The organism is Klebsiella sp. C360 (genome assembly GCF_048822415.1).
GTDB lineage: Bacteria > Pseudomonadota > Gammaproteobacteria > Enterobacterales > Enterobacteriaceae > Klebsiella > Klebsiella quasipneumoniae.
The window spans coordinates 1005128-1028439 of record NZ_JBMEZZ010000001.1 but is presented as its reverse complement, the minus strand read 5'-3'; the positions used below and the strand labels follow the sequence as shown (position 1 = coordinate 1028439).

22 protein-coding genes are annotated in these 23312 nt (G+C 61.0%); 7 read left to right on the top strand and 15 right to left on the bottom strand.

Features of this window, described 5'->3' with window-relative positions; all coding sequences use genetic code 11:
• Position 1: 1 nt before the first annotated feature.
• A complete protein-coding gene (gene chiQ, locus ACOI7D_RS05155; RefSeq protein ID WP_023288851.1) occupies positions 2 to 334 on the top strand; it encodes a ChiQ/YbfN family lipoprotein in 333 nt (110 codons plus the stop codon).
• A 51-nt stretch (positions 335 to 385) separates the two neighbouring features.
• On the opposite strand, the gene ACOI7D_RS05150 is transcribed toward chiQ, so the two are convergent.
• From ACOI7D_RS05150 to ybfF, 8 genes are all read right to left on the bottom strand, one after another.
• A complete protein-coding gene (locus tag ACOI7D_RS05150) occupies positions 386 to 1681 on the bottom strand; it encodes an MFS transporter (RefSeq protein ID WP_023288852.1) in 1296 nt (431 codons plus the stop codon).
• Between the two features lie 54 nt (positions 1682 to 1735).
• Positions 1736 to 2875, bottom strand: a complete 1140-nt coding sequence (tcuB, locus tag ACOI7D_RS05145; protein WP_023288853.1) for a tricarballylate utilization 4Fe-4S protein TcuB — start codon at positions 2873 to 2875, stop codon at positions 1736 to 1738.
• Positions 2862 to 4265 carry an FAD-dependent tricarballylate dehydrogenase TcuA gene (gene tcuA / locus ACOI7D_RS05140; RefSeq protein ID WP_109546534.1) on the bottom strand — a complete coding sequence of 468 codons (1404 nt, stop codon included), beginning with the start codon at positions 4263 to 4265 and terminating at the stop codon, positions 2862 to 2864. Before tcuA ends, tcuB begins: the two co-directional genes overlap by 14 nt.
• 97 nt (positions 4266 to 4362) lie before the next feature.
• The gene (tcuR, locus tag ACOI7D_RS05135) at positions 4363 to 5289 is read right to left on the bottom strand and encodes a tricarballylate utilization LysR family transcriptional regulator TcuR (RefSeq protein ID WP_049014752.1); all 927 of its coding nucleotides are present in this window, start codon (positions 5287 to 5289) and stop codon (positions 4363 to 4365) included.
• Between the two features lie 127 nt (positions 5290 to 5416).
• Positions 5417 to 5869, bottom strand: a complete 453-nt coding sequence (fur, locus tag ACOI7D_RS05130; protein ID WP_004885952.1) for a ferric iron uptake transcriptional regulator — start codon at positions 5867 to 5869, stop codon at positions 5417 to 5419.
• A gap of 291 nt (positions 5870 to 6160) precedes the next feature.
• Positions 6161 to 6691 (bottom strand): flavodoxin FldA, encoded by a 531-nt coding sequence (fldA, locus tag ACOI7D_RS05125; RefSeq protein WP_002894765.1) that lies wholly within the window; start codon positions 6689 to 6691, stop codon positions 6161 to 6163.
• A gap of 151 nt (positions 6692 to 6842) precedes the next feature.
• Positions 6843 to 7136, bottom strand: coding sequence for a LexA regulated protein (gene ybfE, locus ACOI7D_RS05120; protein WP_002894767.1), 294 nt, complete (start codon positions 7134 to 7136; stop codon positions 6843 to 6845).
• A 133-nt stretch (positions 7137 to 7269) separates the two neighbouring features.
• The gene (gene ybfF, locus ACOI7D_RS05115; RefSeq protein WP_048297063.1) at positions 7270 to 8043 is read right to left on the bottom strand and encodes an esterase; all 774 of its coding nucleotides are present in this window, start codon (positions 8041 to 8043) and stop codon (positions 7270 to 7272) included.
• Between the two features lie 183 nt (positions 8044 to 8226).
• On the opposite strand from ybfF, the gene seqA reads away from it, so the two are divergent.
• From seqA to ACOI7D_RS05100, 3 genes are read left to right on the top strand one after another with little or no spacing between them, the layout of a single operon-like run.
• Positions 8227 to 8775, top strand: coding sequence for a replication initiation negative regulator SeqA (gene seqA / locus ACOI7D_RS05110; RefSeq protein WP_032428668.1), 549 nt, complete (start codon positions 8227 to 8229; stop codon positions 8773 to 8775).
• Positions 8776 to 8807: 32 nt separating this feature from the next.
• Entirely contained in the window at positions 8808 to 10448 is a 1641-nt protein-coding gene (gene pgm / locus ACOI7D_RS05105) for a phosphoglucomutase (alpha-D-glucose-1,6-bisphosphate-dependent) (RefSeq protein ID WP_023288859.1), read from the top strand.
• A 54-nt stretch (positions 10449 to 10502) separates the two neighbouring features.
• The gene (locus ACOI7D_RS05100; protein ID WP_049014755.1) at positions 10503 to 10940 is read left to right on the top strand and encodes a hypothetical protein; all 438 of its coding nucleotides are present in this window, start codon (positions 10503 to 10505) and stop codon (positions 10938 to 10940) included.
• On the opposite strand, the gene kdpE is transcribed toward ACOI7D_RS05100, so the two are convergent.
• Genes kdpE through kdpF form a run of 6 tightly spaced genes read right to left on the bottom strand, consistent with a single transcriptional unit; the run spans position 10922 to position 18707 of the window.
• On the bottom strand, positions 10922 to 11599 hold the full coding sequence (kdpE, locus tag ACOI7D_RS05095) for a two-component system response regulator KdpE (RefSeq protein ID WP_109546533.1): 678 nt from the start codon (positions 11597 to 11599) through the stop codon (positions 10922 to 10924). The genes ACOI7D_RS05100 and kdpE overlap by 19 nt on opposite strands.
• Positions 11596 to 14283, bottom strand: coding sequence for a two-component system sensor histidine kinase KdpD (gene kdpD, locus ACOI7D_RS05090; RefSeq protein ID WP_032455149.1), 2688 nt, complete (start codon positions 14281 to 14283; stop codon positions 11596 to 11598). Before kdpD ends, kdpE begins: the two co-directional genes overlap by 4 nt.
• The gene (kdpC, locus tag ACOI7D_RS05085; RefSeq protein ID WP_109546532.1) at positions 14284 to 14859 is read right to left on the bottom strand and encodes a potassium-transporting ATPase subunit KdpC; all 576 of its coding nucleotides are present in this window, start codon (positions 14857 to 14859) and stop codon (positions 14284 to 14286) included.
• 10 nt (positions 14860 to 14869) lie between these two features.
• Positions 14870 to 16918: a potassium-transporting ATPase subunit KdpB gene (gene kdpB, locus ACOI7D_RS05080; RefSeq protein ID WP_023288863.1), complete on the bottom strand. Its 2049-nt coding sequence runs from the start codon at positions 16916 to 16918 to the stop codon at positions 14870 to 14872.
• A 20-nt stretch (positions 16919 to 16938) separates the two neighbouring features.
• Positions 16939 to 18618, bottom strand: coding sequence for a potassium-transporting ATPase subunit KdpA (kdpA, locus tag ACOI7D_RS05075; protein WP_109546531.1), 1680 nt, complete (start codon positions 18616 to 18618; stop codon positions 16939 to 16941).
• Positions 18618 to 18707, bottom strand: coding sequence for a K(+)-transporting ATPase subunit F (gene kdpF / locus ACOI7D_RS05070; protein ID WP_020323459.1), 90 nt, complete (start codon positions 18705 to 18707; stop codon positions 18618 to 18620). Before kdpF ends, kdpA begins: the two co-directional genes overlap by 1 nt.
• Before the next feature lie 307 nt (positions 18708 to 19014).
• On the opposite strand from kdpF, the gene ACOI7D_RS05065 reads away from it, so the two are divergent.
• Positions 19015 to 19224: a DUF2517 family protein gene (locus ACOI7D_RS05065; protein ID WP_004142243.1), complete on the top strand. Its 210-nt coding sequence runs from the start codon at positions 19015 to 19017 to the stop codon at positions 19222 to 19224.
• A gap of 182 nt (positions 19225 to 19406) precedes the next feature.
• Complete coding sequence (phrB, locus tag ACOI7D_RS05060) at positions 19407 to 20849, top strand: deoxyribodipyrimidine photo-lyase (protein ID WP_109546530.1); 1443 nt, start codon at positions 19407 to 19409, stop codon at positions 20847 to 20849.
• On the opposite strand, the gene ACOI7D_RS05055 is transcribed toward phrB, so the two are convergent.
• On the bottom strand, positions 20821 to 22299 hold the full coding sequence (locus ACOI7D_RS05055) for an MFS transporter (protein ID WP_109546529.1): 1479 nt from the start codon (positions 22297 to 22299) through the stop codon (positions 20821 to 20823). The two genes, phrB and ACOI7D_RS05055, sit on opposite strands and share 29 nt — an antisense overlap.
• A gap of 267 nt (positions 22300 to 22566) precedes the next feature.
• Between ACOI7D_RS05055 and ACOI7D_RS05050 the strand changes: the two genes are divergently transcribed.
• Positions 22567 to 23310, top strand: a complete 744-nt coding sequence (locus ACOI7D_RS05050) for a type 2 GTP cyclohydrolase I (RefSeq protein ID WP_023288867.1) — start codon at positions 22567 to 22569, stop codon at positions 23308 to 23310.
• The last annotated feature ends 2 nt before the right edge of the window (positions 23311 to 23312 follow it).

Here is a 23312-nt window from a genome sequence, read left to right as displayed (position 1 = left end):
AATGAAAAAAATGCTGCTTATTGCCATGATGGCATCGGCTCTGGTGGCCTGCACCACGTCGCCGGCACCGAAAGAAGACACCAAACTGAAAGATGCCTATAGCGCCTGTATTAATACGGCGGAAGGCAATCCGGACAAAATTGAAGCCTGCCAGAGCGTACTGAATGTCCTGAAAGAGGATAAACAGCACCAGCAGTTTGCTAACCAGGAGAGCGTCCGGGTACTGGATTATCAGCAGTGTATCCAGGCTACCCGTACCGGTAACGATCAGGCGGTGAAAGCGCGCTGCGACCAGATCTGGAAAGAGATCCGCAGCAATAACACCACCCATTAAGCCAGACGGCAGCGGCAAACGGGCGGAGTCTATCTCCGCCCGTTTGTTTTTTTAGCGCTGACTCTCCGCCGGCTGATAGCCGCGACTCAGGCGCACGAACAGCAGCGCGGTGGCGATGAACCCGCACAGCGCAGCGCACATCAGCCACCATCCCGGCGCGCTTTTATCGCCGGTAAGCTCGACCAGGGCAGTGGAGATAGCCGGCGTCAGGCCGCCGAAGATGGCGGTGGCGAGGCTGAAGGCCAGCGAAAAGCCCACGGTGCGGACATAAACCGGCATCACTTCGGTGAGCGCCGCCACCATCGCGCCGTTATACATGCCAAAGAAGAAGGAAAACCACAACAGGACCAGCGTCATACGGGTGAAATCCGGCGCGGCGGTGAGCCAGTGCATCACCGGCCAGGTGGTGAGCAGCGCCAGCACGGTAATCCCCATCAGCACCGGGCGACGACCGATCCGGTCAGAGATCGCGCCGCCAATCGGTAACCAAATAAAATTGGAGATGCCCACCAGCATGGTGACCAGCAGGCTGTCGCGGGCGCTGAGGTGCAGCACTGCTCTGCCGTAGGTTGGCGTATAGACGGTAATAAAGTAGAAAGTGGTGGTGGTCATCGCTACCAGCAGCGTCCCCGCGGTAATAATGCGCCAGTTTCTGGCGATGGTGGTCAGGATCTCTTTGGTATCCGGGCGATGTTTACGCTGCAGGAATTCCTCGGTCTCCTGCAGCGAGCGGCGCAGCACGAAAATCAGCGGAATGATCATACAGCCAATAAAAAAGGGAATGCGCCAGCCCCAGGCGGCAATCTCCTCATGTTCCAGCGTGGCGTTCAGCGCATAGCCGATCAGCGCCGCCATGATGATAGCCACCTGCTGGCTGGCGGACTGCCAGCTGGTATAGAAGCCTTTATTGCCCGGCGTAGCGATTTCAGAGAGATAGACCGACACTCCGCCAAGCTCGACGCCCGCCGAGAACCCCTGCAGCAGACGGCCCACTAACACGAGGATCGGCGCCAGCACGCCGATAGTCTGATAGCCAGGGACCAGGGCGATGAGTAGCGTCCCGCAGCCCATGATCGCCAGGGTGACCATCAGCCCTTTGCGGCGACCGATTCTGTCGATATAAGCGCCGAGCACCACCGCGCCGATAGGACGCATCAGGAAGCCCGAGCCAAATACCGCAAAGGTGAGCATCAGCGCCGCGAACTCGCTCTCCGCCGGAAAGAAGGTGCGGGCGATATAGGTGGCGTAAAAGCCAAACAGGAAGAAGTCGAACTGTTCGAGAAAATTCCCGCTGGTCACGCGGAGGATAGCGCCGACGGTGCCGGCGCGGGTGGGTTGTTGGGTCATAGGGGGTGCTCTCCATTGTCTTTATCTTGTTGTTATCGGGTGCAGAGGGGCAGGTCAGTCGCCGGCGACGCCCGCCTGTTTTCCGCGGCGTTTCTCAATCGCCCACTTGAGTAACGCCGCACAGCGATAAAATCCGTGGGCAAATTTTCCATACGGCAGGGTTAAGAACAGGGCCATCACCACCCCGAGGTGGATGGCGAGCAGGACGCCCATCCACGAAGTATCCCGCCCCGCCAGCAGCGCCAGGCCGGTGAAGCTGGTCAGCAGCAGCAGCAGAATAAATCCGCGATCCATCGGTTTCTGCCGCGCGTCGCCGTGCAGCGGCGAGCGGCGCAGGTTCAGCCACAGCAGGCCCGCCGGACCGACCAGCAGGCCGATGCCGCCGAGGGTGCCGAGCAGCACCGGCAGGCTGAAGAACGGGTAGGGGGCTTCCTGGCCGGCGATATAGTGATAGCCCGTGGCCACCACGGTGGCGGCGAAGCAGAGCATAAAGCCGTAGAAGGTGCAGTGGTGGAAACGGCGGCGCAGCAGGGTGAAGGCGTCATCGGCTTCGTTGCAGCCTTTCCCGTGCCCGCCGTCGAGATATTTCAGCGTCAGCGCATCATGGGATGCCTTCGCAATATCAATCGGTTGCGGCTGGCCCGGGGAGATCTCGCGCCAGAAGCGGATCACCCCGCTCATCAGTAAGCCAATCGCCAGCACAAAGACCGAACCAAACATCCACGCCAGCAGGTTATGGGGGAATATCTGGTAGAAGTCGCCCGCCAGCGGCGGATGGCGCAGCGAGCCTTTGAGCCCCATCGCCAGCAGCAGAAAGACAATCAGGCCGCCGACCAGCGCCAGCACGGTGGTCATGCCGGCCCGGCGGTACAGGCTGCCAAAGGCGGCGGGCTGGGCGTAGTGTTGATAGGTCTCGAGCCGGACTTCGGCCATCGCCTTCGGCACGTTAATGGCGAACTCGTGCGGCGGCGCATACTGGCAGGCATGCAGGCAAGCGCCGCAGTTATGGCACAGGTTAGCCAGATAGTTGATATCCGCCTTGCCAAAGGCCAGGCGCTGGGTCATCGCCGGGAACACGGCGCAAAACCCTTCGCAGTAGCGGCAGGCGTTACACACCTGCATCACCCGTTCGACTTCCGCCTCCGGTTCGGTGATGATCTGCGCGTCAATGATCAGCTTTTCAAGCGACTTCATGGTGTTTCTCCTGCTGCGCCGCCCGGGCGGCTTGCTGGCCGGCGATGCGGCCGAAGGTGGTGCCGATCGACATCCCGACGCCGGCGGTGTAGCCCTTGCCCAGCACGTTGCCGGCCATCATTTCCCCGGCGACGAACAGATTACGACTGGGTTGACCGGCGAAATGGACGGCGGCGGTGTCGTCGACGTAGAGCCCGAGGTAGGTGAAGGTGATCCCCGGACGCAGGGCGTAGCCGTAGTAAGGCGGCGTATCGATGGGGCGCGCCCAGTGGGTTTTCGCCGGCGTGAGGCCAGAGGTCGCGCAGTTATCCAGGCGGGTGTGATCGAACTGGCCCGGCGCGCAGGCGGCATTATAGTCGGCGATGGTTTGCGCTAAGCGTTCGCCGTCCAGCCCCAGCTGGCGGGCCAGTTCCTCGATGGTATTGGCCTGAGCGCCGGGAAAGACGGGGGGCATAAAGTGGCCGATGGCTTTGCTGTCGATGATCGAGTAGCCGATCTGTCCAGGCTGGTGGGCGACCAGTCGGCCCCAGATGGCGTAGCGTTTAGGCCAGAAATCTTCCCCCTCATCATAAAAGCGCACGGCATCGCGGTTGACCACCACCCCCAGCGAAACGCAGTCGACGCGGGTGCAGATCCCGCCGTCATAGAGCGGCGCCCGGGCGTCAATGGCGACGCAGTGGGACTGGGAAGGATCGCCGATGATATCGGCCCCGGCGTCGATCATAAACTTGAGCAGCACCCCCTGGTTGAAGCGCGTGCCGCGGATGAGAAAGTTATCGGCGGGCCATTCGCCGCGGTCATTTTGCCCCCAGGCCTCGCGCAGCCACTCGCGGTTGGATTCAAATCCGCCGGCGGCGAGGACGCAGCTTCTCGCGACAATCCGTTCCTCGCCCGCCAGCGCGGCGACAAATTCACCGTTGCGCAGTTCCAGAGCCTGCACCGGCGTGTTGTAGCGGATCTGCACCCCCATCCGCTCTGCGCTGCGGTAATAGGCATTGACCAGCGCTTTGCCGCCGCCCATAAAAAAGGCGTTGGTGCGGGCCACGTGCAGGGCGCCGGAGAGCGGCGGCTGAAAGTTAACCCCGTGCTGACGCATCCAGTCCCGGCACTGTGACGAGGTGCGGATCACCAGCCGGGCCAGCGCTTCGTTGGTGTTCCCTTCGGTGACGCGCAGCAGATCCTGCCAGTACTCCGCTTCCGGATAGCTGTCGACCAGCACGTCCTGCGGCGCATCGTGCATACAGCGCAGGTTACGCGTGTGCTGCGAATTGCCGCCTCGCCACTCCCGCGGCGCCGCCTCCAGCAGCAGCACCGAGGCGCCGGCTTCCCGGGCGGTTAAGGCGGCGCATAGCGCGGCATTGCCGCCGCCAATGACCAGTACATCCACCATTATCGGCTCCCTTACGATTTAATTAATTGTTAAATTTGTAATGGGAATGTAGGCGGTAACGGCGGCGGGGCGCTATGGCGTAACGCTAAAGAGGGGTTTAGTTAACGTAAAGGGTGGCGCCTGGCCAGCGATCGGACTCCACCAGCTGGCGCATGACTTTGCTTAGTATGACCCGTGCCGCAAGGCCTGCCGGAGTGAGCTCATCATCCGACAGGCTGACCAGAAAGTTGGGGCGGCTGAGGATCGGATTAGCGATGCCGATCACCCTCAGCGCCTGATGGTCGAGATGGGAAATAGCGGCCCCGGGCTGCAGAGTGGCGCCCAGTCCGCTGCGCACGGCCTGCATCAGCAGGGCCAGACCGTCAATGTCCGCCACCACCTCAACGCTGAGGCTGTGCTGCTGGCAAACCGCCTCCAGCCTGCCGCGCAGGCCGTGGCCCTGGCTTGGCATAATCAGCGGCAGGGTGGTGAGCTGGTCAGGGGAAACAGGGTCATCCGGCAGCGAGGCCAACAGCGCATGGGTGCCAATCAGGAACAGGCGCTCTTCGAGCACCGGTCTGGCGCTCCAGCGCAGGATCTTCTCCTGCTGGAAGACGATGGCTAAATCCAGCTGGCGGGTGTTGATCATCCGCTCCAGATTCCCGGAGAGGCTTTCCACCAGGTGCAGGCGGACGTCGGGGTAGCTCTCGCGCATCGCGTTGATGAACGGTACGCCAAGAACGGAGGCGGTGCTAGGGGCCATGCCGACGCTGACGTGGCCCGACAGCCGCGCCTCGCGGGCGGCGAGGATGGCATCATCGGCATGACGCAGCGCCAGCTGCGCCTGTGAGTAGAAAGCAAGGCCCGCGCTGGTGGGCGTCACGCCGCGGGAGGTCCGCTGCAGGAGGCGAATGGCCAGCTCATTTTCCAGACGCGCGATCTGCTGGCTGAGCGCCGAGACGCCGATATTCAAATCGAGCGCGGCGCGGCCCATGCTGCCGGTTTCAACAATGCGCGTAAAATAGCGTAGCTGGCGAAGTTCCATATCAACTCTCCGGACAAAGCGGGGACTCGCGAGGGTCGCCGCCGGGACGTGAGCGGGAAGCGCGGCAGAAGCGCCCATAAAAAAGCCAACCGGCTGGTTGGCTTTTCAGAGCAGGCGAAGCAGGGAATTACTTTTCCACTGCGTCGTGGGCGTGTTCGTCCTCGCGGCAATCACCTTCCGCACAGTGACCGTACAGATACAGACTGTGGTTGGTCAGGCGGATGCCGTGACGGGAAGCGATTTCACGCTGGCGCGCTTCGATAGAGTCATCACTGAATTCGATCACTTTGCCGCAGTCGAGGCAGATCAGGTGATCGTGGTGATGCTGCTGGGTCAGTTCGAAAACGGATTTACCGCCTTCAAAATTATGACGAGTCACGATACCGGCGTCATCAAACTGGTTGAGGACGCGGTAAACGGTCGCCAGACCAATCTCTTCGCCCATGTCGATCAGGCGTTTATATAAGTCTTCCGCACTGACATGATGGTTATCCGGTTCCTGCAGCACTTCAAGGATTTTCAGTCGAGGAAGTGTGACTTTCAGGCCAGCCTTCTTTAATGCGGTATTGTTGTCAGTCATGCGGAATCTGTCCTGTTGCTAAACGATCTACTTCCTTCAACGGAAGTCATACAGAAATTAACCCGACGTAATGCGTCTCATTATAGAACTGCCACTGGTAAATGAAAACTGCAAGCATCGGGCCTGGTTTGCTGTCAAAAACGAGGCACCAGCTACAAACTGCGTCACGTGCCTCGTAGAATCAGAGGACATTGTACAGATATGTGATTAAAAGTTAAAAACTTGTAGCTATTAGTTTGATTGCTTTTGTCTATTAATACGACGCAACTCAATGATTGCGCCGCTTAATGATCAGGCGTTTTTGATTTCTTCGAGGTGCAGCTCTTCAGCTACCTGCTTCACCCACTTCTCAACGCGCTCGTTGGTCAGTTCCGGCTGACGGTCTTCATCAATGGCGAGGCCGACGAAGTGGTCGTCATCCGCCAGGCCTTTGGAGGCCTCGAAGTGATAGCCGGCAGTCGGCCAGTGGCCAACGATGGTCGCGCCGCGCGGCTCAATGATGTCGCGGATGGTGCCCAGCGCATCGCAGAAGTACTCTGCGTAGTCTTCCTGGTCGCCGCAGCCGAACAGCGCCACCAGCTTGCCGTTAAAGTCGATCTCTTCCAGCGTCGGGAAGAAGTCGTCCCAGTCACACTGGGCTTCACCGTAGTACCAGGTCGGGATGCCGAGCAGCAGGATGTCGTGGGCTTCCAGATCTTCTTTGCTGCTTTTGGCAATGTCGTGAACATCAGCAACATCTTTACCAAGCTGCTTTTGAATCATTTTTGCAATATTTTCGGTGTTGCCGGTGTCGCTGCCAAAAAAGATGCCGATGATTGCCATGAGTAAAATAACCTCTTGAAACTTAAATGATGTGGTAGGGACGCGATGCCCACAGATAACGGCAATCATAGCAGAACAGGCAAGGACGCGGAAACAGCAATCACGCCCGACTGCACACTCTGCTACATGAATGCGGATTTTTCGCGGAAAGTTAGACTTTTCCCTGGCTGCGCAGGGCGGTTAATTGCGTCATCAGCATCTCTTCGATGAGATCGCTGCGGCTCATATTACGCGCTTCCGCCAGTTCGTTAAGCGCATCGACCGCGTCGGCGTTGAGCTTTAGCTCCACGCGCTTCAGCCCGCGCACTTTATCGCGTTTCAGCTGATTACGTTTGTTGATGCGCAGTTGTTCATCGCGCGACAGCGGATTGGTTTTTGGTCTTCCCGGGCGACGCTCGTTTGCGAACAAATCTAATGTCGTACGGTCCGTTTGTTCTTTTGCCATGATTCTGAGTGACTTCGGGGAAACAAGCTGCCGGGCTCTAGCCGGCGCAGATAGCGCGCCATCATACATCAGGCGAACGGCTGCGCCAACGACCGCGGGCATTCTGCGGCGCGGTCGGGCATATTTTAGCCAATCAGGCGCCAATGCTCGTGAGATAGCGGCGGATCGCGCGCAACACCGCTTCGGGTTTCTCGGCATGGACCCAGTGTCCGGCGCCGGCGATGACGTGGGCCCGGGCCTGCGGGAACTGGGCCAGCAGCGCGTCGCGGTAGGCGTCGGTCACGTAGGGTGAGTTACCGCCGGGAATAAACTGCGTCGGGTGCGGCCAGGCCGGGATGGTTTCCCAGCCGACGATATACGGGTACTGGTCCCACAGCACCGGGACGTTGAAGCGCCAGTCGCCGTCGACGAAAGATTTCAGCAGGAACTGAATCACTCCCTCTTCCTGCAGATGCTCGCGCATCACCTGCGCCGCCTGCTGGCGGGTGCTGGCGGCGGATTCGCTGACGGCGCGGATAGCGGCGAAGATCTCATCATGGCGGCGAACATGATAATCCACCGGGGCGATATCGATCGCCACCAGACCGTTGATGCGCTCCGGCGCCAGGGCGGTCAGCGCCATCACCGCTTTGCCGCCCATCGAATGGCCGATAAAGGTGGCGCGCTCAATCTGGTGCGCGTCGAGCGTATCGAGCAGATCCTGCGCCATCGCGGGGTAGGTCATCTCTGGCGACCGCGGCGACAAACCGTGGTTGCGCATATCGACCTGCAGAATATCGTGGTCGGCGACCAGGTCGCGGGCGAGGATGCCCAGGTTGTCCAGGCTGCCAAACAGACCGTGGACCAGGACGATCGGGGAGTGGTTGTGCGGATTCTGTGCAGATTGCGCTCGGCTATTTAATTTCATGGCAAAGTTCTTTTTTTCGCTCCGTCGGGTTAGGGTATTATGTTGGACATTCTGCCATCCGGCTGCAAGACCCAGAAGTTTTCTGAGTTTTACCGCCATCCTGGTTTGACGCTATCCGCGGTTGGGATTTGTACTTATAATCCCAACGATTTGTATTCAGAAAAGATATCGCACTGGATTAAGATGAAAACAATTGAAGTTGATGATGAACTCTATCGCTATATTGCCAGCCACACTCTGCATATCGGCGAGAGCGCATCCGACATTTTACGGCGCATGCTGAAATTTTCCGCCGTTTCCCAACCGGCTACACAGGTCAGCAAAGCCGCGCCGGCGCTGGCGCCCGCGCCTGCCGTTGAGGTGAAACCCGCTAACCCGGCGAAAGATAAAGTCCGCGCCATGCGCGAGATGCTGTTATCTGATGAATACGCCGAGCAGAAGCGCGCGGTGAACCGTTTTATGCTGGTGTTGACCACCCTCTACTCCCTGGACAGTAAAGCATTTGCCGAGGCGACGGAGTCTCTGCATGGCCGCACGCGCGTCTACTTTGCGGAAGATGCGCGTACGCTGCTGAAAAGCGGTAATCAGACCAAACCGAAACAGGTTCCTGGTACACCGTGGTGGGTGATCACCAATACCAATACCGGCCGTAAATGCAGCATGATTGAGCACATCATGCAGTCGATGCAGTTCCCTGCGGAGCTGATTGAAAAGGTTTGCGGCACGATCTAGCTTTTTAACATTTGCACCAGAAGGATCAGGCAATGGCAATCGATAAACGTGCGGGGCAGCCTGCGCAACAGAGTGATTTGATTAACGTCGCCCAACTGACTGCTCAGTACTACGTGCTGAAGCCTGAAGTCGGTAATGCGGAGCATGCGGTCAAATTCGGCACCTCCGGCCATCGCGGCAGCGCGGCGCGTCACAACTTCAACGAACCGCATATCCTGGCCATCGCCCAGGCGATTGCGGAAGATCGTGCGAAGAACGGGATCACCGGTCCGTGCTATGTCGGTAAAGATACCCACGCCCTGTCCGAGCCGGCGTTTATTTCGGTGCTGGAAGTGTTAACCGCCAATGGTGTTGACGTGATCGTGCAGGAAAACAACGGCTTCACCCCGACGCCGGCGGTCTCCAACGCGATTCTGGTGCATAACAAAAAAGGCGGTCCGCTGGCGGACGGCATTGTGATCACCCCGTCACACAACCCGCCGGAAGATGGCGGTATCAAGTACAACCCGCCAAACGGCGGTCCGGCTGATACCAACGTCACCAAAGTGGTGGAAAACCGCGCCAACGAACTACTGGCCGCTGGCCTGCAGGGCGTGAAACGCCTTCCTCTGGACGCGGCGCTGGCTTCCGGCCACGTCAAAGAGCAGGATCTGGTGCAGCCGTTTATTGAAGGCCTGGCGGATATCGTCGACATGGCGGCGATCCAGAAAGCGGGCCTGACGCTGGGCGTCGATCCGCTGGGCGGTTCCGGTATCGAATACTGGAAGCGCATTGGCGAGCACTACAAGCTCAATCTGACCATTGTGAACGACCAGGTAGACCAGACCTTCCGCTTTATGCACCTCGATAAAGACGGCGCCATCCGCATGGACTGCTCCTCGGAATGTGCGATGGCGGGTTTGCTGGCGCTGCGCGATAAGTTCGATCTGGCGTTTGCCAACGACCCGGATTACGACCGTCACGGGATTGTCACCCCTGCCGGGCTGATGAACCCGAACCACTATCTGGCGGTGGCGATTAACTACCTGTTCCAGCATCGTCCGCAGTGGGGCAAAGAGGTGGCGGTCGGTAAAACCCTCGTCTCCTCGGCGATGATTGACCGCGTGGTGAACGATCTGGGCCGCAAGCTGGTGGAAGTGCCGGTGGGCTTTAAGTGGTTCGTCGACGGCCTGTTCGACGGCAGCTTCGGTTTCGGCGGCGAAGAGAGCGCCGGGGCCTCCTTCCTGCGCTTCGACGGCACGCCGTGGTCCACCGATAAAGACGGCATTATCATGTGCCTGCTGGCGGCGGAAATCACCGCAGTGACCGGCAAAAACCCGCAGGAGCACTATAACGAGCTGGCGGAGCGCTTTGGCGCGCCGAGCTACAACCGTCTGCAGGCTTCCGCGACCTCCGCGCAGAAAGCGGCGCTGTCTAAGCTGTCGCCGGAAATGGTCAGCGCTGACACCCTGGCGGGGGATCCGATCACCGCCCGTCTGACCGCAGCGCCGGGCAACGGGGCGGCGATTGGCGGCCTGAAAGTGATGACCGACAACGGCTGGTTCGCGGCGCGTCCGTCAGGCACCGAAGACGCCTACAAGATCTACTGCGAAAGCTTCCTCGGCGAAGAACATCGCAAACTGATCGAAAAAGAAGCGGTAGAGATTGTCAGTGAAGTGCTGAAGAACGCCTAAAGGCGCACGACCATCAGGCCCCTCGCGGGCCTGATTTTTTTCGCAAGGATAGCGATGAAAATACAACGGAAGTCCCTGTTTTTGTTCTGGGCGTGGATGGATCTCTTTTTCGTCCTGCAATTCTTATGGTGGAATATTGCCCACCGCCGACTCCCTTTTTACGACGACCTGCTGGCTTATCTCCAGCTGCTGCACGACTGGGGCGCTGCGGCGGTCTGGCTCTATCCGCTGAATGTGCTGCTGATTATCAGCATCCCGCTGTCGATGATCCTCTTTTTCCGTCAGAGCCGCTATGGGCTGTGGCTGGCCTGGGGGCAGGCGCCGCTCAGGCTGGTGTTTATGCAGCCCTCGCTTTCTGTGGGTCTGTGGCTGATTCAGGCCGCCGGCGTCCGGCATTTCGCGATCCTGGCAGGCTTCCTGCTGCTCTCTGAAGGGTTGAAAATCGCCAGCCTCTGGTACTGCAGAGGCGGGGCTCAGGGCATAAAGCGATAACCAATCCCGGTTTCGGTCAGCAGATGCTGCGGGCGCGCCGGATCGGCCTCCAGCTTTTGCCGCAGGTGACCCATATAGATCCGCAGATAATGGCTGTGCTCCACGGCGTTAGGGCCCCACACCTGATTCAGCAGCTGGCGCTGGGTAAGCACTTTGCCGGGATTATTCAATAGCGCCGCCAGCAGGCGAAACTCGATGGGCGTCAGGTGGATCTCTTCGCTGCCGCGCAGGATGCGGCGCGCGGGGATATTGACCTCCAGGTCGGCGAAGCGCACCACCGGCTCGTCGGCCTGCGCCGCGCCGTGACGACGCAGTGCGACGCGCAGACGGGCCTGCAGCTCGCCGATGCCAAAGGGTTTACTTAAGTAGTCATCGGCGCCGGCATCCAGGGCGGCAATTTTGTCGTGCTCTTCGCTACGCGCTGACAGGACGATAATCGGCATCTGACTCCACTGGCGCAGGTCGCGAATAAAATCAATGCCGTCGCCATCCGGCAGGCCGAGATCGAGTATCGCGAGGTCGGGCTTACGAGTGGCGGCTTCGATCAGCCCGCGCTGCAGGGTTTCCGCTTCAAATACGCGCATGCTGTCGGCTTCCAGCGCGGTGCGCAGAAAGCGACGGATAGCGTGTTCGTCTTCGATAATCAGAACGTTAATCACAATTCCTCAGATAGCTCTTCCAGTTCAGGGGGCGTTTCTCCCGGCAGTGTAACACGGAATGAGGCGCCGCCTTCCGGCCGGTTGCTGGCGGAGATGGTCCCGCCGTGGACGTCGACGATGGCCTGACAGATGGCAAGGCCCAGCCCGACGCCGGGGATCGCCGACTCTTTGTTGCCGCGGGCGAATTTATCAAAGATAGCCTGTTCCTGACCCGCCGGGATCCCCGGACCATTATCCCATACCTCCAGCGACAGCTGCCGGGCGTCTGCTTCGGCGCGAATACCGATGTCCGCCCGGGCGCCGGCATACTTATGGGCATTCTCCAGCAGATTGATCAGCACCCGCTCGAACAGCGGCCCGTCGACATGCACCAGCTGCAGCGGGTCGGGTAAATCCAGTTGAACGTGCTGGCCGCCGAGGCTCGGCTCGAGCATACGCAGCGCGCTGCCCACCACTTCCTCCAGCGTCAGCCACTCCTTGTGCAGATTAAAGCCGCCGGACTGGATCCGCGCCATATCCAGCAGGTTGTTCACCAGCCGGGTGGTATTGAGCACATGCTGGCGGATTTCATTGGCCTGCGGGGCATGCTTCGAGCCCTCGCTGGCCAGATCGAGGGTCAGGATTTCCGCCTGGCCAAACAGCACGGTGAGCGGGGTACGCAGATCGTGGGACAGGGCGGCGAGCAGCGAGTTACGCAGGCTTTCGCGCTCGCTGGTCAGCCGGGCCTGCTCTTCGCTGGCGGTCAGGGTGAGACGCTCCAGGGCGCTGGCCACCAGCAGGGTGAAGGTCTCCAGCAGCCGCTGCTGCTCCGGGATCATCAGCTGGCGCAGATTCGCCGGCTCCACCACCAGCAGTCCCCAGGTGCGGGCGGCGCTCTTCAGGGGCAGGATCTGATACGGCACGCCGGGCAGGGTATCGGTGCCGGCGCCGGCGGGTTGCCCCTTATCAAAGCTCCAGCGGGCGATGGCGTCATCCCACGGCGTCAGCCCGGGCTGGTGGGTTAAGGGCAGCAGTTTCCCCTGGGCGTCCGGGAGCAGCAGCTGGCTGCGAGCCTGAAAGGTGGAGGCGATAAACCGCTCGCTGGTGGTGGCGATATCCTGCTGGCTACGACCCACCGCCAGCGCTTTGGACATTTCATACAGGTGGCGGGTACGCCGCTCGCGATAGCGCGCCACCCGCGCCTGGTAGCGCACGCCGGCGGTGAGGTTACCGATAAGCAGGCCAACGGTGAGCATCACGCCGAAGGTGAGCAGATACTGGACATCTGACACCGCCAGCGTGCCGCGCGGGGCGACAAAAAAGAGATCGAAGCTGATAACGTTGATCACCGTCGCCAGCACCGACGGCCAGCGGCCATAGAGCAGGGCGATGATCACCACCCCCAGCAGATAGAGCATGACCAGGTTGGCGGCTTCGAAGGCCATCAGCCACTGCATGGCCACCAGAGTAATGATGGCGCACAGGGCCACCGCCAACGCGCAGCCCTGCAGCTGCAGCCGCCATTTCTCCAGCGCCGGACGAGTGTCGCTGGCGCGCGCCGGAAGGGGGAAGGGCTTTTCATCCAGGGCGATGACCACCAGATCGAGGTCCGGCGCGTGACGAGCCAGACGGTCGGCGAAGCCGCTGCGATCCCACCAGCGGCGCTTGCTCTGGCGGCCGATGACAATTTTTCCGAGGTTATGTTCGCGCGCGTAATGGAGGACCGCTTTCTCTTCAGACGGGTCGGAGAGGGTGGCGGTTTCGGCGCCCAGCTCCTGGGCCAGACGCAGCGCGGCGAGGATGGCCCGCCGCCGGGATTCCGGCAGGCGGTGCAGGGAAGGCGTTTCGACATATACCGCATGCCAGACGCTGCCCAGACGGGCAGCGAGGCGGGCGGCGGTACGCACCAGCTTTTCGCTGCCGGTGTTGTGCCCGATACAGAGCAGAATGGCGTCGCGGGTGTGCCAGACTTTCTCCTGGCCCTGGCGGTCGCGCCAGGCGCGCATCTGCTCATCGACGCGATCGGCGGTACGGCGCAGAGCCAGTTCGCGCAGCGCAATCAGGTTCCCTTTGCGGAAAAAGTTCTCGATAGCGCGCTCGGCCTGGCCGCCGATGTAGACTTTGCCCTCATTGAGCCGCTGGCGCAGATCGTCAGGGGGGAGGTCCACCAGCACCACGTCGTCCGCGGCGTCAAAAAAGGGATCGGGGACGGTCTCCCGCACCTGCACGCCGGTGATCCCGCTGACGACGTCGTTCAGGCTTTCCAGATGCTGAACGTTAACCGTGGTGAAGACGTCAATCCCGGCCTCCAGCAGTTCGTCCACATCCTGCCAGCGCTTCGGATGACGGGAGCCGGGGGCATTACTGTGCGCCAGTTCATCCACCAGAATCAGCGCCGGGCGGCGGGCGAGGGCGGCGTCGAGGTCGAACTCATACACGTAGCGCCCGCGGTGAGCGAGCCGCCGCGGCGGCAGGGTGCTCAGGCCCTGCAGCATCGCGGCGGTCTCTTTCCGGCCGTGGGTCTCCGCCACGCCAATCAGAATATCCAGCCCCTGGGCCCGCAGCCGCTGCGCTTCCGCCAGCATCGCCCAGGTTTTCCCCACCCCGGCGCAGGCGCCGAAGAAGACTTTCAGTTTGCCGCGATGCGGGGCGGCGGTGTGCTGCAGCAGGCGGTCAGGGTCCGGACGCAGCGGCTCGTCACTCATTTACTTATCCTTCAGGGCATCCAGCGCCATATTGAGTTGCAGTATATTGACCACCGGCTGGCCAAGGAAGCTCAGCAGCGGCGTTTGTGTGGCCTGGTTAACCAGCGCGGTCACCTGGTCGACGCTCAGCTGGCGCGCTTTGGCCACCCGGGGCGCCTGCCACAGCGCGGCGGCCGGGGTCAGGTTGTTATCGAGACCGCTCGCCGAGGTGGTGACGAGTTCGACTGGCACCCGCGGGTCGGCATCCGGGTTCGCGGCGCGCAGGGCCTGCACCCGCTCGCTCACCGCCTTATCCAGCGCCGGGTTGCTGGCGGCGAGGTTGCTGCCGCCAGAGGCCATCGGGTTATCCGCTGTCTCCGCGGTGGCTGACGGGCGGCCCTGGAAATAGCCTGCGGCGGTAAAGTTCTGGCCAATCAGCGCCGAGCCGCGCACCTCGCCGTGCAGGCGGATCAGCGAGCCATTGGCCTGTGAGTTAAACCACCACTGTCCCAGGCTGGTGGTCAGCAGAGGATAAACGCCGCCGGTGAGCAGGGTTAACAGAATAAATAGCACAAGTGCTGGACGAATCAATGACATAGTTTGTTCCTCACACCAGACCGCTCAGGGTCAGCAGCAGGTCAATGGCTTTAATACCGATAAAAGGCACCAGCAGACCGCCAAGGCCGTAGATCCACAGGTTGCGGCGCAGCATCGCCGAGGCGGAGAGCGGGCGATAGCTCACCCCTTTCAGGGCCAACGGGATCAGGAAGACGATGATCAGCGCGTTGAAGATAACGGCGCTGAGGATCGCCGACGATGGCGAATGCAGGCCCATCACGTTCAGCATCGCCAGCTGGGGATAGACCGCGGCAAACGCCGCCGGAATAATGGCGAAATATTTCGCCACGTCGTTGGCAATACTGAAGGTGGTCAGCGAGCCGCGCGTCATCAGCATCTGTTTGCCGATATGGACCACCTCAATCAGTTTGGTGGGGTTGGAATCCAGGTCGACCATGTTGCCCGCCTCTTTCGCCGCCTGGGTGCCTGAGTTCATGGCCACCGCGACGTCGGCCTGGGCCAGCGCGGGCGCGTCGTTGGTGCCGTCGCCGGTCATCGCCACCAGCCGACCTTCCGACTGATACTGGCGGATCAGCGCCAGCTTGGCTTCCGGCGTCGCTTCGGCGAGGAAATCGTCGACGCCGGCCTCGGCGGCGATCGCCGCGGCGGTGAGGCGGTTATCGCCGGTGATCATCACCGTTTTAATGCCCATTTTGCGCATCTGGGCGAAACGCTCTTTGATGCCGCCTTTGACGATATCTTTGAGCGAAATAATCCCCAGCACCTTTTCACCTTCGGCAACCACCAGCGGCGTTGCCCCCTGGCGGGCGACCTCTTCCACCTGCTTCTCGACATCCGCAGGGAAGTGGCCGCCGTTGGCCTCCACGTGACGGCGAATCGCGTCCACCGAGCCTTTACGGATCATGCGCTGATCGATATTGATGCCGCTCATCCGCGTTTGCGCGGTAAAGGGGACAAAGGTGGCGTGCAGCGACTGCAGATCGCGTTCGCGCAGGTTGAAGCGCTGCTTCGCCAGCACCACGATGCTGCGTCCCTCAGGGGTTTCGTCCGCCAGCGAGGAGAGCTGGGCGGCGTCGGCGAGGGTTCGCTCTTCCACACCGCGCGCCGGCAGGAAAGCGGAGGCCTGGCGGTTGCCGAGCGTAATGGTCCCGGTTTTATCCAGCAGCAGGACATCGACATCGCCAGCGGCCTCCACCGCGCGGCCGCTGGTGGCGATCACGTTGGCGCCCAGCATACGGCTCATCCCGGCGACGCCGATCGCCGACAGCAGACCGCCGATGGTGGTCGGGATCAGGCACACCAGCAGAGCGACCAGCACGGTGACGCTCACCGCATTGCCGCTCCAGGCCGAGAATGGCCAGATGGTGGCGGTGGCCAGCAGGAACACCAGCGTCAGGGCGATCAGCAGGATCGTCAGGGCGATTTCGTTCGGCGTTTTACGGCGCTGGGCGCCTTCCACCATGGCGATCATCCGGTCGAGGAAGGTTTCTCCCGGGTTGACGCTGCAGCGGATCACCAGCCAGTCGGAGAGGATGCGCGTCCCGCCGGTCACCGAGGCGAAATCGCCGCCGGATTCGCGGATCACCGGCGCGGACTCGCCGGTAATGGCGCTTTCGTCCACCGAGGCGCCGCCTTCGATGACTTCGCCATCGCAGGGGATAATATCCCCGGCTTCCACCAGCACCACGTCGCCTTTGCGCAGGTCTTCCGCCGGCACATGGTCGACCGTCGCGTCATGCTGCGGGGCGCGCAGCTTACGGGCGAAGGCCGTTTTTTTCACCCCTTTCAGGCTATTGGCCTGGGCTTTGCTGCGGCCTTCCGCCATCGCTTCGGCAAAGTTGGCGAACAGCACGGTAAACCATAACCAGATACTGATGGCAGCGGTAAACGTGGCGCTGCCGGTCAGGGCGCCGCCAGCCATGGCGATGGCCAGCAGGGTGGTTAACAGGCTGCCCACCCAGACGATAAACATCACCGGATTGCGCCACTGCACCATCGGGCTGAGTTTTTTCACGGCATCCAGCAGCGCCTGGCGCACCAGCGTCGGCTCCAGCAGGGCTAATTGTTTGCGACTCATAACAGGGGGCTCCGCATCGCTCAAAGTAAGGAAAAGTGTTCGGCCAGCGGGCCAAGCGCCAGCGCAGGAATAAAGGTCAGGGCGCCCACCAGCAGCACGGTGCCGATCAGCAGACCGATAAACAGGGCGTCGTGGGTGGCCAGGGTACCGGGGCTGGCCGGTTGAATTTTCTTCGCCACCAGCGAGCCGGCGATAGCCATGACCGGAATGATGACGGCGAAGCGTCCAGCCAGCATGCAGAACGCCAGCAGCAGGTTCCAGAAGGGCGTCGCCGCGCCCAGGCCGGCGAAGGCGCTGCCGTTGTTATTGGCCGCCGAGGTGACGGCGTACAGCACCTCGCTAAAGCCGTGCGCGCCGGGGTTGAACATCCCGGCGCGGCCGGCCTCGGTCATCATCGCCAGCGCCGTGCCGAGCAGTACCAGCGTCGGGGTGACCAGAATGGCCAGGGCGATCATTTTCATTTCCCGGACATCGATTTTCTTCCCGAGGTACTCCGGGGTGCGGCCGACCATCAGCCCGGCGATAAACACCGCCAGCATAACGAACAGCAGCATGCCATAGAGACCCGAGCCGACGCCGCCGAACACCACTTCGCCAATCTGCATCAGCCACATCGGCACCATCCCGCCCAGCGCGGTGAAGGAGTCATGCATGGCGTTGACCGCGCCGCAGGAGGCGGCGGTGGTGATCACCGCGAACAGACTGCTGGCGAGAATACCGAAGCGGCTCTCTTTACCTTCCATATTCAGGCTGCTGTCGGCGCCCAGCGTCAGCAGGTGCGGGTTGCCGCGGGTTTCCGCCCACATCACCACGGCGACGCAGAGGATAAAGATCAGCGTCATCGCCCACAGAATAGCGCGCCCCTGGCGGCGATCGCTCACCACCTCGCCGAAGGCGAAGCACAGCGCCGCCGGGATCAGGAAGATGGCCAGCATCTGCACGAGATTGGTCAACGCCGTCGGGTTTTCAAACGGATGGGCGGAGTTAGCGTTAAAGAAACCGCCGCCGTTGGTGCCCAGCAGCTTAATCGCTTCCTGTGAGGCGACAGGCCCCATCGGCAGCAGCTGGTGCGCCCCTTCGAGGGTGGTAAAGGGCTGGTAAGCCTGCAGGTTCTGCGGCACGCCTTGCTGAATAAAGAACAGGGCCACCAGCAGAGAGAGCGGCAGCAGCAGCCACAGGGTAATGCGCGTCAGGTCCACCCAGGCATTGCCGAGGGTGGACATTTTCTGTCGGGCGAAGGCGCGGGTCAGGGCGAAGACCACGGCGATGCCGGTGGCGGCGGAGAGGAAATTCTGCACCGTCAGCCCCACCATCTGGCTGAGATAGCTCATGGTGCTTTCGCCGGCGTAAGCCTGCCAGTTGGTATTACTGATAAAGCTGACCGCGGTGTTGAGCGCCAGATCCCACGGCAGCCCCGGCAGGTGCTGCGGGTTAAAGGGCAGCACGCCCTGGAGCATCAGCAGGGCAAACAGCGCCAGGCCGCCGAGGGCGTTAAACAGCAGGATCGCCAGCAAATACTGCAGCCAGCCCATCTCATCGGCGCGGATCCCGGCCACGCGCCACAGGACGCGCTCGACGCCAGCCAGGCCGGGAAGCGGGATGTTGTTCACCATTCTCGCCAGACACATCCCCAGCGGGCGCGCCAGCGCCAGCAATACCAGCAGGTAGCTGGCTAATAATAAAAATCCCTGGGCAGCCATCAGAATGCCTCCGCATGTATCAAGGCATAAACCAGATAAGCCAGTAACAGGAACACCAGCCCAACGCCAGTGAGTACGCCTGCAGTCACAATCCACCTCCGGGTGTGTTTTTGATTTACCAGGAGAATAGAAATTACGGCGCAAAGATTTCGCAAAAATCCGCGGGCGCGGTGTAAAAAAAGTATAAAAATGGCAAAGGCACAATTTAACTGATGGTTAGTATTAATTTAACTTTTTCGTAACTAATTTACGGGATGAATGTAAATTAAGTATAAATACGTGCTTTTTAGTGGTCGGATGAGTAGTAAAATTACAACCAACGCGGTACTATTTTGCTCAAACAAACATGGTAATTTTTTACCGGCGCGACTTGCCGGCCTGACAAAGGGGAGAGAAATGATGGCGTTGTACAAAGCTTATCCTGCTCATATTATTTTGCTGCGTCGGGCTTTCGCCGTCGTGGCTGGCGTCGCGGCGCTGCCGGTGATGCTGTTCTGGAAAGATCGCGCCCGCTATTACAGCTGGCTGCACCGGGTGTGGTCGAAAACCAGCGAGCAGCCGGTGTGGATGGCGCAGGCAGAAAAAGCCGCTCACGACTTCTACTGATTCGCCCTGCTGCAATGAAAGCCAATAACCGCCGGTTGCCCCCGGCGGTTTTTTTTCGTCGCTTGTCTACACTCGTTGCAAGCGCCGCAGCGGAATTGGCAGGTGCTTATTTTGCCGGAGCGCGCTATTTTTTCCGGCTTAGATCATGAGATGAGTTTTGCTGACGGATAATGAGGAGTGATATGGCCACCCATCTGGTCTGGTTACGCACGGATTTACGCATTCACGATAACCTGGCGCTGGCCGCCGCCTGCCGCGATCCGCAGGCGCAGGTGCTGGCGCTCTATATTGCCACCCCGGGGCAGTGGCGCGAGCATCATATGGCGCCGCGGCAGGCCGCTTTTATCGCCAGCCATTTGCACAGTCTGCACGCCGCGCTGGCGGAGCGTGGCATACCGTTGTGGGTAGAAGAGGCGGACGATTTTAGCGCCAGCGTCGAGCGGCTGGCCCAGTTTTGCCAGCAGCACCAGGTCAGTCACCTGTTCTACAACTATCAGTACGAATTCAATGAACGCCAGCGCGATGCCGCCGTTGAGAACACCTTGAGCGAAGTGATTTGCCAGGGATTTGACGACAGCGTCCTGTTGCCGCCCGGCAGCGTACTGACCGGCGGCGGCGAAATGTATAAAGTCTTCACTCCGTTTAAGAATGCGTTTATTCGCCGGCTGCGGGAAGGGCTGCCGGCGTGCGTGGCCGCGCCAAAGCCGCGCGAGGCACCCGCCCGCCAGGCGCCGCCGCCGCCGGAGCTCAACTATCCGCAAACGCCGTTCGATGGGCTGCTGTTTGCCGCGGATGAAAAAACGGCGCTGGCGCGGCTGCGCGCGTTTTGTCAGCAACCGGCGGCGGATTATGAGGGGCAGCGCGACTTCCCGGCCGTGGAAGGGACCAGTCGCCTGTCGCCCTGCCTGGCCACCGGGGTGCTGTCGCCGCGCCAGTGCCTGCATCGGCTGCTGACGGAACACCCCGCCGCGCTGGACGGCGGGGCAGGCGCCACCTGGCTTAATGAGCTGATTTGGCGCGAGTTTTACCGCCATCTGATGGTCTACTATCCGAAACTCTGTAAAGGACGGCCGTTTGTCGCCTGGACCGATAAGGTCGCCTGGCGCGAAGAGGATGGCGCCCTGCAGGCCTGGCAGCGCGGGGAGACCGGCTATCCGATTGTCGATGCCGCCATGCGCCAGCTTAACGCCACCGGCTGGATGCATAACCGGTTGCGCATGATCGTCGCCAGCTTCCTGACTAAAGATCTGCGCCTCGACTGGCGGGCAGGGGAGCGCTATTTCATGAGCCAGCTGATTGATGGCGACCTGGCGGCGAACAACGGCGGCTGGCAGTGGGCGGCTTCGACGGGCACCGACGCCGCGCCCTATTTCCGCATATTTAATCCCACCACCCAGGGCGAGAAGTTTGATAAGCAGGGGGGGTTTATGCGTCGCTGGCTGCCGGAGCTGGCAAAGGTGCCGGAGAAGGCGCTGCATCAGCCGTGGGCGTGGGCGGATAAACAGGGGATTACGCTGGATTATCCGCGCCCGATAGTCGATCACAAGCAGGCGCGGCAGGAGACGCTGGCGGCCTGGGAGGCCGCCAGAAAGGGGATTACTCCACCGCCAGACGGCGGGTCCTGACCTTCAGCGAGTGATACAGCCAGATGACCAGCACCACGCCGACGCAAGCCAGCGCGCCCCAGGTGATCTGGCTGAAGACGTTGATGTAGGCGTCAATGGAGTAGTTCACCGCCCCGGCGGCGTCGAATGACGCCTGCGAGGTCTGGTCGGCGATAACGCCGGCCAGATAGTTGGCGATGGCCCCGGAGAGCAGCATATAGATGCCGGTCAACACCCCGGTGACCCCCGGGATCTCAATGCGGGTGATTTGCGACATCGCGACCGGGTCGATAAACAGTTCGGCAAAACCCATCACCGCCAGCCCCAGCACCATCAGCGGCATGGACGACTGACCATAGGCCGCCGACCAGCGGGCGCTGAGGGTTAGGATGCAGAACCCGGCGCTCATCAGGCCCAGACCGAGGGCAAATTTTCCCCAGATGCGCACGGTGCGATTACCGCCGACGCTCTCTTTCACCAGCCACGCCAGCACCATGCCGCAGAGCATCACCGCGAAGGCGTTGATCGACTGGAACATAGCGGTAGGGACTTCGTAGCTCATGATATGGCGGTTAACGAAGCGGTCAATATACAGGCTGATGGAGCTGCCGCCCTGTTGGGCGAAGGCCCAGAACAGCAGGCTGAAAGCGGTCAGGACGACGATCAGGCGCAGATCCTTGCGCTGTTTATCGGTCTCGGCGCGCAGGTAGATCCGCGCCAGCACCGCGAGGCCAATGGCCGTGGCCACGATCAGGGCATATACCGACCACTCCTGCCAGAACAGCACGGCAATCAGCAGCGGAGCAGTGACCAGCAGCACCAGCAGCCAGCCCCAGTTCGGCAGCAGGAAGCGACGGGCGCACAGCGCCTGGCGGTTCACGCCGGTGGTATGCTGGAAGTGACGGTTGCCGCAGAGGAAAATCACCAGTCCCGCCACCATGCCGATGGCCGCCAGGGCAAAGCCCATCGCCCAGCTATACTCCTCCTGGACGTAGCCGCAGGCGATCGGCGCGATGATCGAGCCGATATTGCCCGCGGCATACATCAGCGAGAAACCGCCATCGCGACGCGGATCGGCGGGTTCGTACAGCTCGCCCAGCAGACAGCTGACGTTGGATTTAAACAACCCGTAGCCGCAGACGATGATCGCCAGCGACAGGTAGAGGAAGACCGGGGCGGTTTCGCTGGCCCCGAGCACCAGATGGCCAATGGCCATCAGCAGCGCGCCGAGCATGACCGCCATCCGGTTGCCTAACAGCTTATCGGCCAGATAGCCGCCGAGGATCGGCGTCACATAGACCAGCGAACAGTAGGCGCTGAACAGGGCGTAAGCGTGGTTATCGTCATATTTAAGCTGATTGGTGAGATAGAGGATCAGCAGGGCGCGCATGCCGTAGAAGCTAAAGTATTCCCAGATTTGCAGCGCCACGACGTAGTAAATCGCCCGCGGTTGCGATGATGTTGTCTTCATGAGAAGTGTGTTTCCTGGCGTAAAGCGAAAGTCGATCGTTCTGCATGAATAGCGTTTAATTAGTCATATTCATGGCTTGAGGGGCTTTCTGATTATTTAATATGCTTTATTAGTGCATAAATATACACGAATGCGCGGCGGGATGAATAGGCAAATTGCGCTATTCGGTAAAAAGTCATCGTCAGTGTCGGAGGCGGACTATCGACGACCCGAATGGATCTGGTTATGTTATGCCTTTGTATACCCTGATTATCTGCTGGAGTGGCGATGAAAAATAGCGAACTGGAACAACTGATAAACGACAAGCTCAATAGCGCAGCCATCAGTGACTTCGCCCCTAACGGTCTGCAGGTGGAAGGGCGCGACACGGTGCACAAGATCGTCACCGGAGTCACGGCCAGCCAGGCGCTGCTGGATGAGGCCGTCCGCCTGCAGGCGGATGCGGTAATCGTCCATCACGGCTATTTCTGGAAAAACGAATCGCCAGTGATCCGCGGCATGAAGCGCCGGCGCTTGAAAACCCTGCTGGCCAACGATATCAATCTCTACGGCTGGCACCTGCCGCTGGATGCCCATCCCGAGCTGGGCAATAACGCGCAGCTGGCGCATCTGCTGGGGATTAACGTGCTGGGCGAAATCGAACCGCTGGTGCCCTGGGGCGAACTGTCGATGCCGGTGTCCGGCCTCGAGCTGGCCTCGTGGATTGAAGCGCGGCTGGGACGCAAGCCGCTGTGGTGCGGCGATACCGGGCCGGAGACCGTCAGCCGCGTCGCCTGGTGTACCGGGGGCGGCCAGAGCTTTATCGACGCCGCGGCGCGCTTTGGCGTGGACGCGTTTATCACCGGCGAGGTGTCGGAACAAACCATCCACTCTGCCCGCGAGCAGGGCCTGCATTTTTATGCCGCCGGCCACCACGCCACCGAGCGGGGCGGCATTCGCGCCCTCAGCGAATGGCTGACGGAAACCACCGACCTGGATGTCACCTTTATTGATATTCCTAACCCTGCCTGACG